The organism is Pseudomonas sp. NBRC 111138 (assembly GCF_001320835.1).
GTDB lineage: Bacteria > Pseudomonadota > Gammaproteobacteria > Pseudomonadales > Pseudomonadaceae > Aquipseudomonas > Aquipseudomonas paracarnis.
In genome coordinates this window covers 56024-71567 of record NZ_BCBO01000022.1, presented here as the reverse complement: position 1 = coordinate 71567, position 15544 = coordinate 56024, and the positions used below count along the sequence as shown (strand labels likewise).

The 15544-nt window shown below is 60.1% G+C and carries 21 protein-coding genes; 8 read left to right on the top strand and 13 right to left on the bottom strand.

The features are described from left to right. Position 1 precedes the first annotated feature (1 nt). The 13 genes from APH41_RS04370 to APH41_RS29600 all read right to left on the bottom strand — a co-directional run bounded on the left by APH41_RS04370 (position 2) and on the right by APH41_RS29600 (position 11488). Complete coding sequence (locus APH41_RS04370; RefSeq protein ID WP_054917690.1) at positions 2-340, bottom strand: head decoration protein; 339 nt, start codon at positions 338-340, stop codon at positions 2-4. Beyond that, positions 337-1467 carry a head maturation protease, ClpP-related gene (locus APH41_RS04365; protein WP_054917687.1) on the bottom strand — a complete coding sequence of 377 codons (1131 nt, stop codon included), beginning with the start codon at positions 1465-1467 and terminating at the stop codon, positions 337-339. The genes APH41_RS04370 and APH41_RS04365 overlap by 4 nt, the downstream gene beginning before the upstream one ends. After that, positions 1464-2945: a phage portal protein gene (locus APH41_RS04360; RefSeq protein WP_054917685.1), complete on the bottom strand. Its 1482-nt coding sequence runs from the start codon at positions 2943-2945 to the stop codon at positions 1464-1466. The genes APH41_RS04365 and APH41_RS04360 overlap by 4 nt, the downstream gene beginning before the upstream one ends. Next, positions 2945-3151, bottom strand: a complete 207-nt coding sequence (locus APH41_RS04355; RefSeq protein WP_032889620.1) for a phage head-tail joining protein — start codon at positions 3149-3151, stop codon at positions 2945-2947. Before APH41_RS04355 ends, APH41_RS04360 begins: the two co-directional genes overlap by 1 nt. Before the next feature lies 1 nt (position 3152). After that, positions 3153-5183: a phage terminase large subunit family protein gene (locus APH41_RS04350; RefSeq protein WP_054917683.1), complete on the bottom strand. Its 2031-nt coding sequence runs from the start codon at positions 5181-5183 to the stop codon at positions 3153-3155. Between the two features lie 3 nt (positions 5184-5186). Next, the gene (locus tag APH41_RS04345) at positions 5187-5789 is read right to left on the bottom strand and encodes a hypothetical protein (RefSeq protein WP_054917680.1); all 603 of its coding nucleotides are present in this window, start codon (positions 5787-5789) and stop codon (positions 5187-5189) included. A gap of 252 nt (positions 5790-6041) precedes the next feature. After that, a complete protein-coding gene (locus APH41_RS04340) occupies positions 6042-6332 on the bottom strand; it encodes a phage holin family protein (RefSeq protein ID WP_054917674.1) in 291 nt (96 codons plus the stop codon). Next, on the bottom strand, positions 6325-6690 hold the full coding sequence (locus APH41_RS04335) for a putative holin (protein ID WP_054917671.1): 366 nt from the start codon (positions 6688-6690) through the stop codon (positions 6325-6327). Before APH41_RS04335 ends, APH41_RS04340 begins: the two co-directional genes overlap by 8 nt. Before the next feature lie 258 nt (positions 6691-6948). Further along, positions 6949-7437: a hypothetical protein gene (locus APH41_RS04330; RefSeq protein ID WP_054917669.1), complete on the bottom strand. Its 489-nt coding sequence runs from the start codon at positions 7435-7437 to the stop codon at positions 6949-6951. Between the two features lie 328 nt (positions 7438-7765). Beyond that, complete coding sequence (locus APH41_RS04325) at positions 7766-10456, bottom strand: bifunctional DNA primase/polymerase (RefSeq protein ID WP_054917667.1); 2691 nt, start codon at positions 10454-10456, stop codon at positions 7766-7768. Then, positions 10453-10656 carry a TraR/DksA C4-type zinc finger protein gene (locus tag APH41_RS27870; protein WP_082430416.1) on the bottom strand — a complete coding sequence of 68 codons (204 nt, stop codon included), beginning with the start codon at positions 10654-10656 and terminating at the stop codon, positions 10453-10455. The genes APH41_RS04325 and APH41_RS27870 overlap by 4 nt, the downstream gene beginning before the upstream one ends. Beyond that, positions 10649-11137, bottom strand: a complete 489-nt coding sequence (locus tag APH41_RS04320; RefSeq protein WP_054917664.1) for a phage regulatory CII family protein — start codon at positions 11135-11137, stop codon at positions 10649-10651. The genes APH41_RS27870 and APH41_RS04320 overlap by 8 nt, the downstream gene beginning before the upstream one ends. Before the next feature lie 141 nt (positions 11138-11278). Then, positions 11279-11488: a Cro/CI family transcriptional regulator gene (locus APH41_RS29600; protein ID WP_032892964.1), complete on the bottom strand. Its 210-nt coding sequence runs from the start codon at positions 11486-11488 to the stop codon at positions 11279-11281. Between the two features lie 118 nt (positions 11489-11606). Here APH41_RS29600 and APH41_RS04310 point away from each other — a divergent pair, with 118 nt between their 5' ends. From APH41_RS04310 to APH41_RS04280, 8 genes are all read left to right on the top strand, one after another. Beyond that, positions 11607-12404 carry a helix-turn-helix transcriptional regulator gene (locus APH41_RS04310; protein ID WP_054917743.1) on the top strand — a complete coding sequence of 266 codons (798 nt, stop codon included), beginning with the start codon at positions 11607-11609 and terminating at the stop codon, positions 12402-12404. Positions 12405-12552: 148 nt separating this feature from the next. Next, a complete protein-coding gene (locus APH41_RS27865; protein ID WP_082430415.1) occupies positions 12553-12753 on the top strand; it encodes a hypothetical protein in 201 nt (66 codons plus the stop codon). Next, complete coding sequence (locus APH41_RS04305; protein ID WP_054917662.1) at positions 12750-13331, top strand: hypothetical protein; 582 nt, start codon at positions 12750-12752, stop codon at positions 13329-13331. The genes APH41_RS27865 and APH41_RS04305 overlap by 4 nt, the downstream gene beginning before the upstream one ends. A gap of 10 nt (positions 13332-13341) precedes the next feature. Next, the gene (locus APH41_RS04300) at positions 13342-13617 is read left to right on the top strand and encodes a hypothetical protein (protein WP_054917659.1); all 276 of its coding nucleotides are present in this window, start codon (positions 13342-13344) and stop codon (positions 13615-13617) included. Continuing rightward, positions 13614-13988, top strand: coding sequence for a hypothetical protein (locus tag APH41_RS04295; RefSeq protein WP_054917657.1), 375 nt, complete (start codon positions 13614-13616; stop codon positions 13986-13988). Before APH41_RS04300 ends, APH41_RS04295 begins: the two co-directional genes overlap by 4 nt. Next, the gene (locus APH41_RS04290; RefSeq protein ID WP_054917652.1) at positions 13985-14227 is read left to right on the top strand and encodes a pyocin activator PrtN family protein; all 243 of its coding nucleotides are present in this window, start codon (positions 13985-13987) and stop codon (positions 14225-14227) included. The genes APH41_RS04295 and APH41_RS04290 overlap by 4 nt, the downstream gene beginning before the upstream one ends. Before the next feature lie 54 nt (positions 14228-14281). After that, on the top strand, positions 14282-14629 hold the full coding sequence (locus APH41_RS04285; RefSeq protein WP_047541804.1) for a hypothetical protein: 348 nt from the start codon (positions 14282-14284) through the stop codon (positions 14627-14629). A 51-nt stretch (positions 14630-14680) separates the two neighbouring features. Continuing rightward, on the top strand, positions 14681-15502 hold the full coding sequence (locus tag APH41_RS04280) for a YfdQ family protein (protein ID WP_054917650.1): 822 nt from the start codon (positions 14681-14683) through the stop codon (positions 15500-15502). Positions 15503-15544: the final 42 nt, after the last annotated feature.

Here is a 15544-nt window from a genome sequence, read left to right as displayed (position 1 = left end):
CTTAGCGGACGATCACGAAATGGGTAGCCAGGGCCTTTTCGGCGGCGGGGTCGAGGCCAGTCAAATGGGCTTCGCTCACCTCGGCCATGCGCACGATGGCACGACCGCGCCGGACTACATCCGATTCGCCCAGTGGCCCGTAGAGGATCGCGATGGCATTTTCGGTGCCGTCCTCGGCGGTCGGCTGATACGGGGCAAACTCGCTGGTGAGGGTGACCAGCCCCAGGATCTGACCCGGTTCCAGAGCGGCACCGGCGGCTACATTGATCGCTTCGCGGGAAATATTGCCGGCGCCCTCAGACAGCAGGAACTCGCCTGCGTGCATCGATTCAATTTTCATGCTCTTGCTCCTTTCGAGTTACCGTTCTGCGCCGCCTGACGGGTGGCCCAGATTGAGTGAGTGTCGACCTGCTTGGCCTTGACCGTTGAGGCTGGATCATCGTCCAGCGGCAGGCTGTTGTTAATTTCAAAACCGCCGCCGCTGCCTACAAGCTTGTCGAACAGCCGTGCACGGACTGCGGCTTCGTCGAGGCCGGCCGTGATGAATTCACCGGTCAACTCTGGCAGCCGTGCTGCTACACAGAGACCGTGCAACGTTTTCGCATTGGTCAGTGCAGCCTGGATCACCGCTTCGCTTTCGAGCTTGGTTGCGGCGAGCAGCGGTTCCACCAGGTTGCTGATCCCCGCTGCTGCACAACCCTGTGTGACCATCAGCGCCAGCTTGGACGCGTCCAACACGGGGGCTGGATCTGGTTCCGGCGGATCGACCTCCGGCTCTTCGTCCAGTTGGGCGAGCAGCTCAGGAGGGGCATGCTGGAAACGCTGCAACACGCTGCCCTGGCCGAGACAAGCGCTGACTTTGAGGCCGTCGCCGACTTCATCGGCCAGGCCCAGCGCCACCGCCTCGTTGGCCGTGAGCCAGGTTTCAGCGTTGACCATGCGCCGCAGCTCGGCTTCGTCAATGTCCGGCGCCTTGGCTTTGTAGGCCGCGATAATCGCCTCCAGGGTCTGGTCCAGCACGTCAGCGACGCGGCGGAAGTCTTCGGCATCACCACCGGTAAAGGTGTAAGGGTTGTGAATCATCAACATGGCGTTGGCCGCGATCACTACTCGGTGAGCGCCACAAACCGCGACACTGGCCGCGCTGGCCGCCAGAGCATCAATGCGACCGGTGCAGCGCTCGCCCAATCGCGACAGCGCGTTGTGAATCGCCAGGCCGTCGAACAGATCACCGCCGATGCTATTGAACGCGACAATCACGGGGGACGCGCCGTCATCCATGGCGCGCAGATCCTGCACGAACTGATTGGCGGTGACGCCCCAGGCGCCGATCTCGCCATACACGAAGATTTCGATGTTGCGTTGCTCGGCTTCGCCACTGGCCTGGAGGGTGTACCAGCTTTTATCGGCGACCTTTACCTGCTTGCCCGCCTTGTCGTAAACGCGGGGCTTGGCTTTTTTACTCATGGTTGTTCCTTGTCATCAATCGGCTCGATGGCATCAAGCGTGGTGTAGTTGAGGCCGAGGTCCGTGGACCTGGCGAGGTCGGCGGCGTTTTCAGCGTCGATGGTTTCGGCGTCGTAGCCGTTGCGCAGACACATCTCGCTGCGAGAACCAAAGCCCGCCTGCACTTCCATCCGCCGCGCCTGTACGTCCTGCACCGGCTGGATATAGGCCCAGCCTTGTGGCACCCAACGCGTGCGCAGATATTCACGGCGACGTTGCACGTAGTCATCCAGCACCAGGGCGCCGGACAGCACCGCCATGTCCATCCAGGCCGCACGTACCGGTCGACACAGCTGATGCACATACACGCCGAATTGCAGTTGCTCCAGGCGCCGCCGGAACTCGTTGAGCACCACCCGCAGCGCCCGGTCGTTGACCTCGCGCATGTCGCCAGTGAGGATCTCGTAAGGCGTACCAGAACCCGCCGCTGCAGCCATCAGTTGCTGCCGCATGAAGTCCGGATAGTTGTTGCCCGCGTCCGGTGGCTTGGAGAACTCCACCTCTTCACCTGGCCCCAGCTCCTGCATCGTGCCGGGCTCCAGGGCCACCATCGGTGTAAAACCGTCGCGGTCAACGTTCAATGGCATGCCCGTAACGGGATCGCGAGGCTGCTGCGTTGCCTCCGGTGCCGGGCGCTTGATGAAGCCCGCGAACAGGTTCGCCACCTCCTGCCGGAACAGCACCGCGTCGTCGTAGTTGTCGAGACTGCGCAGGCGCTTCAACACTGGCGCCAGACGCGGCACGCCACGCAACTGCCCAGGCTCCATCGGTTCAAAGATGTGCAACACCTGCGCCGCCGGCACACGCACCAATTGGTTGTAACCGGTGTTCAGCGACGATGAATCGCGTGGGTGCGACAAGTACATCCAGTACGCCACACGCTTGCCGGCTGGGTTGAACTCGATCCCGGCGCGAATCACATTGCCGTTTTTGGCCGTCTCGAACTTGTCGTGCGGGACGAATTCAGGCGCCAGCGCCTGCAGCTGCAGTGGCACCGCCAAACCCTCGCTCAGGCTGCGCGGCCGTAACCGCACAAAGCACTCGCCCGCCGTTTCCACCGTGCGCGCTACCAGGGCCTGCATACCGTAGAAGTCGGTCAGTTGATCGGCATCCGCTTCATCGACCCAGTCATCCCACAGCTGCTGCTGGAGTTTGCGCAACTCTGCATCTTCAGTAGTCGGCCTGGGCGTGATGCCGGTGCCGATCAGGTTGCTAACACGCTTGTCGATGACGTTGAACGCGTACGGATCATTGCGCACCGCCGCCCGCGAACGTGCCCGCAGATTGCGCAGGGCCGGGGTGTTGATGCTGTTGATCCCGTTGTCGGTGGCTTCCCAACTGGCCGAACGTCGGCCCTCACCGGCGCCTTCGTAACTGGCCTTGATGTTCGACGGCAGCAAGAATCCGTTACGGGTCAGCGTCGGATAATGTCGGGCCATTAGATTCCCTTGCCTCCGTGGGTAAGCCGGATCACGCGAGAGCGCGGCCCGGCGGCTTGACTCAGCGAAGTGCGGATCTCGTCACGAGCCTTGAGCAGTTCGTCGATGGAGCGGTACTCCACCGTGCGGTCGCTGTAGCGCACGGTCTTTTCACCGCGTGCAATGGCGCGCTCGATGGCTTCGAGGTGCTTCGGGGTAAACGACATATCAGCGTCTCTTCAGGTAACCGCTGGTGGAGCTGCGGCGTTGTGGGGGTGCAGCGGGTCGCGGTTGGGCGACAGGTGCAGCAGGTGGAGGTGCGGGTAGCGACTGACGCGCCGCAACTGGTGCCGGTGCCGGTGTTTCGTCAGCGTCGACGCGCTCGCCCTGCACGGGCTTGACGCCCAACACATCGTCGAACAAACCGGACTGAGCCAGCGCCTGTCGCACCCGCTCCCAGTCGTGTTCCTGGTACCGGTTGATGCCGAGGTAATGCGCCATCGCCAGGCAATACACCATCAGGTCGAGCGCCTCGTTGCGCTCAGCCTTGCCCTTGACCCACTCGATACGCTTGTAGCCTTTGACGTATCGGGCGACCTTGCGCTCGGCAACGCACTGGGCGAAAAAATCATCCGGCAGGTCGTTGGCAAAGTGCAACGAACCGGGGCCGTCCTCGAAGGCGTAGCGGTTGTAGATCCAGTCCTTCGCGGTGTCGGTACCGACGAACCACAGCTCGGCGCCACCGCGCTCGGTCTGGCCCTTCCAGGTCACGTCGACCATAGACGGTCGTTGAGCAATCACCGGCTTGCCGGGCTTGCTCGCGCCCTTAATGGCGAAGATGTTGCGCCAGCGCCGCACACGGCAGAACTGGTACACCTCGTCGGTGTGGTGACCGCCGGAGTCGACGCCCGTCGCTAGGATCGCCAAGCCGACACCGCATGGATGCCGGTATCGAACCTTGAGCTTTTCGTCCAACACCGCCCAGGTGCGCTCATCGGCAGGGTCGCCCCAGATTACCTGGTGGTCGACCACCCAACGTTCCATGCCGACGCCGAAGCCCATTACCATCAGTTCCAGGCGGTTGGCCTGAACGTCGACGGCGCCGGTCAGCATCAGCACGCCCACCGGCATGCTGCCGAGGGTGTAGGTCTCCAGCCGTGCGCGAGCGACCAACACCTCAGCCTTAGTCTGCTCTTGCGCGCTGTCCCATACCTTGGCGAGACGGGTGTTGTAGAACACCTGCATCAAGCCCATGTCACCCTTGGCCTGGGCCTTCTTGGCGTCTTCGAACTCCTCGGCAAGCGACGGCCAGTCCTTCCAACCAATCGGCGAATAGAGCGCGTTCAGGTGGAACCCCACCGTCTTGCCATCGCCGCTGCCGTGGGCACGCCACTCACCACGAGCGAGCATGTCGGTCTTGTGATGCTCCTCGATCAGCACATCACATTCAGGCGCGGCGCACTGGTAGTGAACCGTGCTGTAGTCCTTGCTGTAGAGCAACCGCTCCCACTCCAGCACCTGCATATGCCCACAGGTGGGGCATGGCACGTAGTAGTAACGCTGGTCGCTGGACTCGAACAAGTCCGAGATCCGCGAGGCGCCCTTGATCGTCGGCGAGCTGGAGAAGTAGATCTTGGCGTTGCGGCCAAAGTTGGTAGCACGCGTTTCCGCCAGCACGATGGGGTCACCTTCCTGGCCGACGTCGTTTTCCCAGCGGTCAACCTCGTCGCCGTAGATGTAGCGCGCCGACAGTTCGGACAGGTTGGCCGCAGAGCCCGCCGTCGTGACGTACAAGGCCCCGCCCTCGAACTCCTTGGTGTCCATGGTATTGCGGGCATCCCGCGAGCGGCTGGCCGCTACCCGCTTTGCCAGCTCCGGGGTTGCCTTGATCGTCTTGCTTATCCGTCCGGACACTCGCTTGGACAGGCTAAGGCTAGGCAGCAGCGCCAGGATGTTAGACGGCGCCATGTGAATCAGGCCGCCCATCCAGTTCAAGGCGATCTGCGTTTTCATCAGCTGCGAGGCCACCATCGTGATCACTCGCCGGCACGGGTGAGCCGGCGACAGGCAGCGCATGGGCTCGCGAGCGTACGGCGTGCGCTCGGTGCGGTACTGGCCGGGCTCAGGCGCGCCCGTGTCTCGCGGGATGCGCATGTACTCGTCGGCCCACTCGTCGATCCAGAGATCTGGATCAGGACGCAAACCACGGAAATACGCCTCACGGTACGCACGGTCACCGTCAGGAAATTCCGTGGTCATAAGTCAGCTCGTCGTCATTGCTCGTTCGAGGTCGGAGGAGGACATGCGCTCAGCCTCTTCCAGTGATTTACGGAGTGTCGCCGTCAGGTGTTTTTCGATGTCCCAAGGGTCGGTCATCACTGCCAACTTGTGGGACAGCTGGGGCAGTAGGCCGAACAACTGATCCCGCAGATGGCGCCCGGCGTTGTAGGCGCCCAGCTCGACGGCATCCCTGGCGACCAGGGAGCCCTGCGCCTTGTGCAGCTCGATCTCGGCCAGCTGTGCCAAGTTGTATTCGCGCATGGCGCGAGCTTTCTGGAAGTCGTGGCCTCTGGCGCCGACAGCAATAGGCTGCTGCGGCGCAGCCGTGTTAGTCGGCTCGACCTGGGGGGACAGTTGACTGTAAACGTCACGCTGGATCCGGTCCTGCTGGTGTCGAGCAGCGACGGCGGCCTTGCTGGGGTCGGCGGTTTCGAGGATCAGCGCTTCGGTTGCCAGCACGTCCACCATCTTGCCGTCAGGCGACAGCACCAGGCGGTTGTTGCCTTTGAGCCAAGTGATGTAGCTCGGCGTCCTGCCGATGCGAGCCGCGAAAGCGCTTTTAGACAGGAAGAGTGAATCCGTCATAAGCCCTCCTTTTCAACGGCTTTTCAATGGAAACCTTTCAATTTCAATGGATTGAATTTCAGTAAGCTGGCAGCCCACCCGCTAACGCTTTCCCGCGGGTTTCATGCCCCGTACCCCTCAAATGCCGCCAGGGTCCCCGGCAACTTTTGGGCGCACCATTTTGATGCATGACGCTACAGATCCACTTTCTGAAGTCTGAAGGGGAAAGCCCCTGTGCATCAGCTGAAAACTCATTCACCTGGACCCAAGACATCAACCAACTTTCCACACCCTGGCCAGGTTGCCCGAACTCTGGCACACCGACCCGACGAACACCGCCAGCAGCAGCACCAGCGGCCAAGAGTTGCGCGGCATAATCAACTGGCCCTTGCCGATGTAGACGATCACCGCACCGGACGCCACCATCACCAACCAGGCAAGGCAACTCATATCACGGCGGAACCGCGCACCACGGCGGCGGAAGGTAAACAGGCGAACGAAGAGCGCTACACACAACCAGAACGTGATCTGGGTGAGCACTTCCTGCATCAGGTGACTATCCATCCTGCCTCCCCTGCTGTTCAGCATCGAGACCACGACGTTTGATAATGGCGAGCGCAACCGTCACCACCAGCACCGAGGCACCGAACGCCGCCGGGCCGGAGTACTTGAACGGGCGAATGCCCCACAGTTCTAACTCAGCCATACCCGGGGCAAACAGGTAACCCATCACAAAGGAGACCAGCAGGAAGACAACCCGCTTCCACACTGGCAACTCCTCGGTGGTGGTAAAGAACACCAGGGCACCAGCGAGAGCGCCGATCACGGCAAGCCCATCAATGCCAGTGAGCAACCCCGTTACAGCAGCACCGGCTCCACCGGCCACGACAACTGTTGCAGCCGTGCTTGCTGGCTCGCCCATGCTGATACTCCATTGCAGACACCCATTGGGCAGAAATTAAAAACCCCGCCGAAGCGGGGTCAGGTGACCGGCCTAGGGAAGCCGGGTGAAGCTGCACAGCACGTGCGAGGTCAGCGCCGAGGCGCAAATTCCATATCGTGGGGACTTTTTACCCCTCTCCGGAAAAACCGAAAAGGGGTGTTTTTCGGTTGATCCTCTCGGCGCACTTTTGACGCACTTTGACGCAGCTTTGAGGCAATTCCTCCAGACGAACGGCAGTCAGAAAGTTCTGACGCGCGGCACGCTGGACGCCCGCGTTAGATTGGTCGCTGGTGACTTTACGCGCATGTTCCGCGCGCGACCTGGCGCGCTGCGCACGGTCAGGATCACCAGCACCTGTTGATGCAACGTATGGACCCAATTCCGATAGGTGCGGTCGGCGTCATCACCCAGGCCGAGAAATGGCAACTGAGATCGAACCGACCACGCAGGCCTCGGCAGATACCGATTCCGTGCGAGCTTCGCCAGCAACGCACCTTTATCAGACTGCCGCTCCAACTGCGCAAGGGCTGCGGCGACTTCCATTGCAGCGTGATCCATACCACCGCCGGAGGCCATCATAAGATCTCGAGATCCCGGTGTGCTGCGAGGGGCAGAGCCGCCCCACTCCATAATCGTCGCCATCGGGCTACCCAACCCACCACCATCACCAACCTGGTTGAACTGGTTACCCCAATGCTGCATGAGTTCTTCGACTTCCTCGATCATCGCCCTGCTCCCCCATCCAAAATCACACCCGACACAAAAAACGCCATACCCAACACAAACCCAACACAACTAAAACCCTTTAAATTCAATAGCTTTAAATCAAATGTGTTGAGTGTGTTGGGTGTGTTGGGTTTAACGGTTCTCGCATAAGAAAAAAATCTAGCTTCCAGGGATTCAAATAACGTCGCCCATGCGCGTGCGCGACGACAAACCCAACACACCCAACACAGCAGGCGCAAAGCCTCGAAATAGAAGGCTCGATATTGTGTGGGGTATCGAAAACCAACCCAACACACACCCAACACACCCAACACACATTTAGTCGGACTCATGCTGCAGCCGCCTTGATATGGTCCCAGTTGTCGACGTTCCAGCCCGCCAGGCGCGCCGCCGCCCGCCAGGCAACCACCGCCTTGCCCAGATCGGCCGAACTGACTGATGGGGGCTGGGAAGCGCCTTCACCCCGAGGGAAAAAGAACGCCCCGAACTTGCGATTGCTGCCGTCGGTCCAGGGGATGGCGCGGGTCTTGTCCACCTCAGAGCTAATGAACAAAGAGAACTTCGTCTGGCTCATCACATGCTCTTTGTTTCGGTGGCACCACTCCAGGAACATCGCGTACAGATCGCTCGACAAACAGGCTCCCCACATATCGCGCCCCAGCTCGCCGTATTGCCAGAGGAACAGAAAAGTTTGCCAACTGGCCCGACTCAGTGCCACCAACCGCTCCCGCGCATCAGTACTGGGCGGCCTGGTGCGCTGGTCAAAGCCGCCCAGGTCAACAGACAACAACCACGCATACAGCGCCGCGACACCACCATTCTCCAGTTCCCTGCCCACGGCCTTTTGGCGCTCCACCGGTAGCGTCTCCATCGGCCACAGTACCAACATTCTCCGATCACTGGGCGAGATCGGCCAGGGCATAATCTCGTTGCTGAGGAACGCGGCGTTCATGTGGTTGGCTTCCTCCCAACCGTTGATGAACTTCGACTCCATACGCACCGTCTTGCCGGTCACCAGGTGCTTGATCTTGCCCACCTGGTTGTAACGCTGATCACGGCTCACCACCTCTTCGAACACGGCCCACAACTTGCGGCTTTGCCAGGCGTTGAAGTTGCTTTCCAGCTGTGTCTGCCCGACCGTAGCCGCGTATTGCCCGTATAGCAGCCCGAATGCGTCAGCGAACAGCAGACTTTTCCCCGAGCCCTCCATGGTCGAGTGAGCTAACACTGCGGTGTCCATTTTCGCGCCCAGGTGCTGCAACGGGTACGCCAACCACCGTACCAACCAATCGCTCGACGACTTGTCGTGGTTGCACAGGAAAGAGATCAACCAGCGTAGGTTCTCGCACGCCGCGTCATCGCGGTTCGGTTCCATGGGCAGTCCGTCGAAGGTGTTGATATAGACGTTCGGGTCTTTGGTCATCGTCGGGTCGAAGACGATGTTCTCCACGTCAACCACGCGGCGATCCGGGCTGTTCAACCACATGCCATACATATCGCCGAGGGCCATCTTGACGGCGCCCTCCGGCACACGGCGCTTCTTCTCTCGGTCCCAAACATCCTTGGTACCGTCGATATAGACATAGCGCTCAATCGGCTCAAGGTTCAGCGCCCCACCCTTCTTGCCCGCCATCTTGCGGGCCTGCTCGATCTCTTTGACCTTATCGTCCGAGATCAGCTTTTTCTGGGTGTCATCCATCCACTGTTTCGCCAGGGGCTTCCCGACACGGGCCTCAAACGCGGTTTTCTTCATCGTCCGTGCCTTGTCGAGATCCCACACTTGCGTGGTGCCCTCGACTAGCACGTACCTGCGCAGCACCTGCTCATAGGTCAACGCCTCCCCCGCCCCCCCGTCAGCAGTAGGAGCGGCCTCACTAACTGGGGCGCTGGAGTCCTGCTCGCTGGCATCCGCCGATGGGGTCGGGGGAAGTTCCTGAGGGTTCGGGCGTGAGGAATGCTGCATGCCCAGCATACGGGCGGCATCCTTCACGGCTTTCGACTGATCGCCATCGTGATCCAGCAGGCAGAAGACTTCAAAAGCATCATTCTGGTGACCGTTGGCCAACGGATCGGCGCCGTGATGGGAGTAGACCTTGCCTTCGGTGACCGTCACACCTGGTAGCCCGGTGCTGCTCTGGGGATACAACCACTTGTTACCCCGCTTGATGTAGCCGTGGGCGCGCAACAGTTCCTCAACATCGTGGCAACGATTGAACTCGTCGATCACCGACGGCTTGTCACCAGCTGGCGCCGCACGCTTGACGGGCTTCGCGGCAGGCTTCTTGGGCTTTGGCGCCCATGGGCACGCGGCCTCGGCGTTGCGCTTGAAGACGTCCCAATTCTGCCAAATGTTCAGCAGCTCATTGGTGAGAACCGGCAGGCCTTCCGCTGCGTTCGGCGGCGTGCGCCAGGCGTAGGGCTTTCCAGTGCCTGGATGGATCGATGGCGGGAAAACGTCCTGCACCAGGCCTGCTCGCAATTCAAACACCGTGAAGCGCTTGTATTCCTCGGCCTCGGTTTGCGCTGCGGCCTCATCAACAGCATCACCCAGCTCTTTCGCCGCCTTGGCCCGAGCCATCAACGCCTTGTGAATCGAGCCATCGGGGTCTTTTTCATTGGGCCACGAAAGCGAGTGGCGCGTCAGCTCAATGTCGTCGGGCATCTTGAACAGCACACGGAACCGCAGCGGGTTGCCAACGATGGTCGGATAGACCACTGCCATGGCATCCAGATCAAGGCCCATCTGATCAAACAATACAAACCGCGTCCACTGCACATCGTCAACGTCCAACGAGCAAACACGGCTTGGCCCGAGCACTACGCCCAGGTTGTGATTGGGATTGCGTTGCCAAAATGCTTCGGCGGCGACCGGGTCGGTTATGTAGCCGCCCGGCTTGTTCCAACCCTTGCCCTTCGGACCCTTTTCGCCCGGGTCAATTGGGACCAGGGCGAGATTGAAGGTTTCGATGTAGCGGCGAGCCCAGGACGATATCGCGGTGCTGGTGGATTGCTCACTCATCGCCGCCGCTCCCGCAACCCCTGGCAACTGGCGCAGGTAGCACAACCCAGCACGGCCTGTTGACGAAGTAACGGGATAGGTTCGTCGCAATCCTCGCAGAATTGCGCGCTGACGGAGCATGTCGGGCGTGGGCGATTTGCGAGTGCACGCAGGCGAAACTGTTCGGCGGCCTCGTTGGCGATATCGACATCATCAGACATTGTCAGCGCCCTCCATCGCCTTGCGGGCACCTGCCATGATGCCAAGCACCTCACGAATAACATCCATGCCGCGCTGCTCCAGTCGTAGTACTTCGTGGGGCTCCCAGATATTGTCTGCAGCACCGTCGTGCATACAGGCCACGAACTGGCCCGACTCCTCGAGCATCTTGCCGACGGCCTTCAACGCATCCGCAGTTGCCGGTACCGGAATTGGCTTGTACCAAACGGCACCCGCTGGCCTGACCAAGGCATCCAGCAGGCAAGGATCGCCGGTCAACCTGATCACCTCTTCCAGCTCATCAGGGTCCAGCCAGCGACGCTCTTCGTCGTGCTTGACCTTCTTCTGCAGGCTGTCGTAATCGAGCACCATATCAAGTGCCAAGGCAGTCACGCCGCCCCGGTAATCATGTGCCGCGCGATAGATCGCTTTGCGGAGCGAAAGAACCGGCCCAGCGGCCGGCGATTTATCTGTTCGACTCATAACCGTAAATACCCCTTTTACGGTCTAGCCATAGAAAGGGGCACGCCCTATCCTACGACCACGACCGATGTGCATGTGCTGTATGTCGTCGTAGCCGGACTGGGGGATCTTTGGTGAGAGGCCCCAGTCCGGCACCCTTTTTTATGCAGCTCTGGGCTTGCGGCGCGATCCGATTGGTCGAATCTCCACCGCAAAACACGCCCCTTTCTCATCAACTCGCACTCGGATATCCCGTGCCGAGTTCAGCATTTGAGACACCGCGCTTTGCGAAACCCCGATGAGTAAAGCCAGCTCTGGTTGAGTCTTCCCCTCAGCGAAATCTTCCAAGGGAATACCTATTTCATTAGCCATCCACGTTTCCTCGAATGGGCGTTTCGGCATGGATATTAGTGTTACTTCTTTTAAACAGCAAGAGAAAAAGTCGCAACACTGTTTTGATAATATAAGTCTTCCTTATAAATTGGGTGACATGACTATCTCAATACCTTTAGCCGCCGATGACGAGACCCGAAAAGCCGAGGCTATGCGCCTTAAAGCTATTTTTCAGGATCGCAAGCGGAACGACCCGACCCTCACCCAAGACAAAATCGCCGATCTCTGCGAATGGTCTGGACAAAGTGTCGTTAGCCAGTACTTGAATGGGCGCATCCCCCTCAACATCAGCGCCCTCATAAAATTCGCGAGCGTTTTGGGCTTTTCGCTCGACGAAGTAAGCCCGCGATTGGCTGCTATAGCGGAGATGCCCCGCCTGCGGAATTCGCAAGAACACCAAAAAACATCAGCAAGCACTGACTGGGAAATGCACCCGATTGAAGTATGGGATGACGACACGCCCCTCGGCCCAGACGAGGTCGAGCTGCCATTTTTTAAAGAAGTGGAATTGTCTGCCGGCAAGGGATCTGAGGTGATGCTTGAAACAAACGGGCGCAAGCTGCGATTCGGCAAACGAACCCTGAAACGAAAGAGTATTGATCCGGCCGCTGCTGGCTGCGTGCCTGTAACCGGGAACAGCATGGAGCCCGTGCTACCGGATGGCAGTACAGTCGGGGTCGATACCGCGAATACGACCATCCAGGACGGCAAGATGTATGCAATCGACCATGACGGCCAACTGCGCGTGAAACTGCTCTACCGCCTGCCAGGCTCCGGCCTACGCCTTCGCAGCTATAACACTGATGAGCATCCTGACGAGCGTTACGATGGCGACTACGTGGAGCAGCACATTCGCGTGATTGGCAAAGTGTTCTGGTACTCCGTAATGCTCTGACGCTCCCGCAAATCGAAAAGGCCCTTAGAGGTCTTTTTTTTCGCCTACTAATTTTATTTGCGCCATTTTATAAGTGTTACTGTTGACTTATTAAATCAGTAATACTAATTTTGCACTCGTATCAACCTCTCACCAAAGAGTACGAGCCATGCAAACAACACAGCACAGCACCACCCGCTGCCCTGTCTACCTCCACCCGGCTGCGGCGACCAGCCCGGGCGCGGTAGAGCGTATTCAGCGCAGCACCGGCCTATTGGTCATCGTCAATCTGGGACGCGCCACCATGGCGCCCGCCCCGGTAGCAATCGCTACCGATGACCGGAGTCCATGGGGAGGTGATGCAGCATGAGACCGATCCTGATTGGCCTCACCGGCCGCGCTCGCTCTGGCAAGACCACTGCCGCCGAACACTTGGCGCGTACTTACCTACTGGAGCAATACGCCTTCGCCGACCCGCTCCGTGATGGCCTGATGGCGATCTTCAACCTCGATCCGACCGACTTTGAAGGCGACCGCAAAGAGCTGCCGCTCGGCTGGCTGGACCGCTCGCCCCGCCAACTTATGCAGTCGATGGGCACCGAGTGGGCACGCAACACTGTGCACCCGGATGTGTGGGTGAAGCTCGCTGAGCAGAACCTCGACTATATGAGTAATGCATTGGGGGCCGTTCTCGGATTTGTTGTCAGCGACGTACGCTTCGAAAACGAAGCAGAACTGATCCGCCGCAGGGGCGGGACGGTCATCCATATCATCCGGCCCAATGCCCTCACGGTGAACCCACATATCAGCGAGGCCGGTATCGCGGCTAATCCCGCCGATTTGACGCTGCCCAACTACGGCACGGTCGAGGCATTCCTACGCTCGCTGGACGAGGTGTTCCTGACGATTCGTCGCCTGCAGCAACAGTCCGAACATATCTCTGCCTGAGGCCGCCGTCATGAACCGCACCCTGGATCAAACAGCAGCTTTGCTCGGACTCAAGCCCCGCGCCTTCCGCACCAGGTTGCGGGAACTCGGCGTACTCAACTCATCCGGCGACTTGGCCAGCGCGCATCGCGACCGTGGCCACCTCTTTTCAGACGCCCGCAGCCGCTGGAATCCAACGCTTGGCAACTACACCCACTACGCAGTGGTGATGGTGAAAGAGTCGGGCGTTGAGTGGATCGCAAAAAAGCTAGACATCGCCATCACCAAAAAGGACGCCGCAGCATGAAGCCGAACGCCATCAACTCCGCTGTAGGCGCCTTAAAACTGGTGCCTATGTTCCTTAATCACCCGACAGTGATCAGCCGCGCCACTCTGATTGGCGCTTCGGCGGAAGCCGTCGAGCTGCTGGAAGCGCTGCCTTGCGTGTCGGTCGAGCTGGCCGAAGTGTTCCGGTGCGTTGACGCCGTGATCTCCGAGGGCCAAATCGCCTACGTAACCCCGGTCAAGTGCCCGGAATACCCATATGGCGCCGTTGTCGCGGATGCCAAGGGCAACGTCCTAGCCGCTGCCAAGGGCAAGAGCAAAGAAGGTCTAGCCGAACTTATCCGCCTCAAGCTGGTGCCCCGAAAGGAGGGGTATGGGGAGGAATCCGCGTGACCACCACCCTGGAACAACTCCGGCGCCAGTTCGCCACGCCGTGCCCAACGCTAACCGCAGTGCGTGAACAGTACTTCACGCACATACGCACCGACCGCTACCTGCTGAGCGAAATCAAGGCAGGTCGTATCGCGCTGGTGGTCAAGCGGCTGCACTGCTCGGCCCGTGCCAAGCCCGTCGTTTACCTCCACGACCTGGCCAACTATCTCGACGCCCAAGCGACGAAGCAAGCGGCCTGATTCAAACGGTAGCCCCTGCCGACCAGGGGTGACACAGCCAATGAGGCACAGCACATGAACACCAAAGCACGTCCCTTTATGGACACCCTGCGCGACATCGAGGCCGGTGGCCTGCTGGACGAACTCACCGAGGCCCAGCACAGCCTGATCGACGCCATCCGCATGACCGGCAAGGGCGGCGATCTGACCATCAAGCTTACCTACAAGCCTGATGGCGGCGGCCAGATGACAGTGAAGGCCGACGTAAAGACCAAAGAGCCTGTACTGGCGCGCGGAACGTCGCTGTTCTTCCTCACGCCCGAAGGCAACATCACCCGCCGCGACCCACGCCAGCAGGAAATCCCGCTGCGCAGTGTCGAGGATGAACCCGGGCCTGGAGCTTTGCGCCAGGTCAGCCAGTAACAACCGCCCCACCAACCTCTCACCAAATCGTCACACACTGGAGCACATCCAATGCAACAAGCCCTACAGCACCTGGTCACCCTCGCCCAATCCCTCGGCAAGCCCATCGCGGTCGAGGGCATCCCTGCGCCGCTGGCACTCGTACCGAACGGGGTGAGCATCGAAAGCCTGGAACACCTGCTGCCCGCACCTTCACGCATCAAGCAGAAGCTCACCGTGCTCGATGCCGAGTCGTTCATCAGCTACGTGAATCGCTTTTCCACCCAGGCTACGGCAGTGTTTTGCAACGGCCCCGAAGGCCGCACTTTCACGGCAGTCATCGACTACCACGATCCGGCCGCACCCGCCTGGCGCGATCATGTCGCAACGTACCGCTGCCCGACCACAGTCGAATGGGGCAACTGGAAGGAAAAGGACCGCAAGCGGATGGACCAGGCCACCTTCGCCGAATTCATCGAAGACAACGTGAAGGACATCACCCACCACCCCGAGCATGAGAACACCCCAAGCGCTGCGGATATGCTCGAAATCAGCCGCACTCTAGAAGCGAAGAAGAACATCACGTTCCGCCAGGGCACCCGCCTCGACAACGGCCAGGTGCAACTGACCTACAACGAAGAGATCGACGGGCGCGCAGGCGAAGCTGGTCAGCTGCGTATCCCCGAAGAGTTCTTCATTGCGCTCAAGCCGTTCCTCGGCGGCGACACCTTCTGCGTGCCCGCCCGCTTCCGCTACCGCATTCAGGAAGGCCGCCTGGTCATGTGGTACGAACTGGTCCGAGCCGACAAGGTGCTCGAAGAAGCCTACAACGCCGTGCGCGCCAAGATCGAAGGCGACATCACCGACGTGCCGCTCTATGAAGCCACGTTCTAACTAACTCCCTGCAACACCCCGTCGCCGTCCTCTCACCAAAAC

Bases quoted from the DNA above. Each gene is read 5' to 3' on its own strand.
- APH41_RS04335 (WP_054917671.1), bottom strand. From the start codon at position 6,690: ATGGGCGAGCCAGCAAGCACGGCTGCAACAGTTGTCGTGGCCGGTGGA.
- APH41_RS04280 (WP_054917650.1), top strand. From the start codon at position 14,681: ATGCAACAAGCCCTACAGCACCTGGTCACCCTCGCCCAATCCCTCGGC.
- APH41_RS04295 (WP_054917657.1), top strand. From the start codon at position 13,614: ATGAAGCCGAACGCCATCAACTCCGCTGTAGGCGCCTTAAAACTGGTG.
- APH41_RS04340 (WP_054917674.1), bottom strand. From the start codon at position 6,332: ATGGATAGTCACCTGATGCAGGAAGTGCTCACCCAGATCACGTTCTGG.
- APH41_RS27865 (WP_082430415.1), top strand. From the start codon at position 12,553: ATGCAAACAACACAGCACAGCACCACCCGCTGCCCTGTCTACCTCCAC.
- APH41_RS04345 (WP_054917680.1), bottom strand. From the start codon at position 5,789: ATGACGGATTCACTCTTCCTGTCTAAAAGCGCTTTCGCGGCTCGCATC.
- APH41_RS04325 (WP_054917667.1), bottom strand. From the start codon at position 10,456: ATGAGTGAGCAATCCACCAGCACCGCGATATCGTCCTGGGCTCGCCGC.
- APH41_RS04305 (WP_054917662.1), top strand. From the start codon at position 12,750: ATGAGACCGATCCTGATTGGCCTCACCGGCCGCGCTCGCTCTGGCAAG.
- APH41_RS04365 (WP_054917687.1), bottom strand. From the start codon at position 1,467: ATGAGTAAAAAAGCCAAGCCCCGCGTTTACGACAAGGCGGGCAAGCAG.
- APH41_RS27870 (WP_082430416.1), bottom strand. From the start codon at position 10,656: ATGTCTGATGATGTCGATATCGCCAACGAGGCCGCCGAACAGTTTCGC.
- APH41_RS04355 (WP_032889620.1), bottom strand. From the start codon at position 3,151: ATGTCGTTTACCCCGAAGCACCTCGAAGCCATCGAGCGCGCCATTGCA.
- APH41_RS04285 (WP_047541804.1), top strand. From the start codon at position 14,282: ATGAACACCAAAGCACGTCCCTTTATGGACACCCTGCGCGACATCGAG.
- APH41_RS04350 (WP_054917683.1), bottom strand. From the start codon at position 5,183: ATGACCACGGAATTTCCTGACGGTGACCGTGCGTACCGTGAGGCGTAT.
- APH41_RS29600 (WP_032892964.1), bottom strand. From the start codon at position 11,488: ATGGCTAATGAAATAGGTATTCCCTTGGAAGATTTCGCTGAGGGGAAG.
- APH41_RS04360 (WP_054917685.1), bottom strand. From the start codon at position 2,945: ATGGCCCGACATTATCCGACGCTGACCCGTAACGGATTCTTGCTGCCG.
- APH41_RS04300 (WP_054917659.1), top strand. From the start codon at position 13,342: ATGAACCGCACCCTGGATCAAACAGCAGCTTTGCTCGGACTCAAGCCC.
- APH41_RS04320 (WP_054917664.1), bottom strand. From the start codon at position 11,137: ATGAGTCGAACAGATAAATCGCCGGCCGCTGGGCCGGTTCTTTCGCTC.
- APH41_RS04310 (WP_054917743.1), top strand. From the start codon at position 11,607: ATGACTATCTCAATACCTTTAGCCGCCGATGACGAGACCCGAAAAGCC.
- APH41_RS04330 (WP_054917669.1), bottom strand. From the start codon at position 7,437: ATGATCGAGGAAGTCGAAGAACTCATGCAGCATTGGGGTAACCAGTTC.
- APH41_RS04370 (WP_054917690.1), bottom strand. From the start codon at position 340: ATGAAAATTGAATCGATGCACGCAGGCGAGTTCCTGCTGTCTGAGGGC.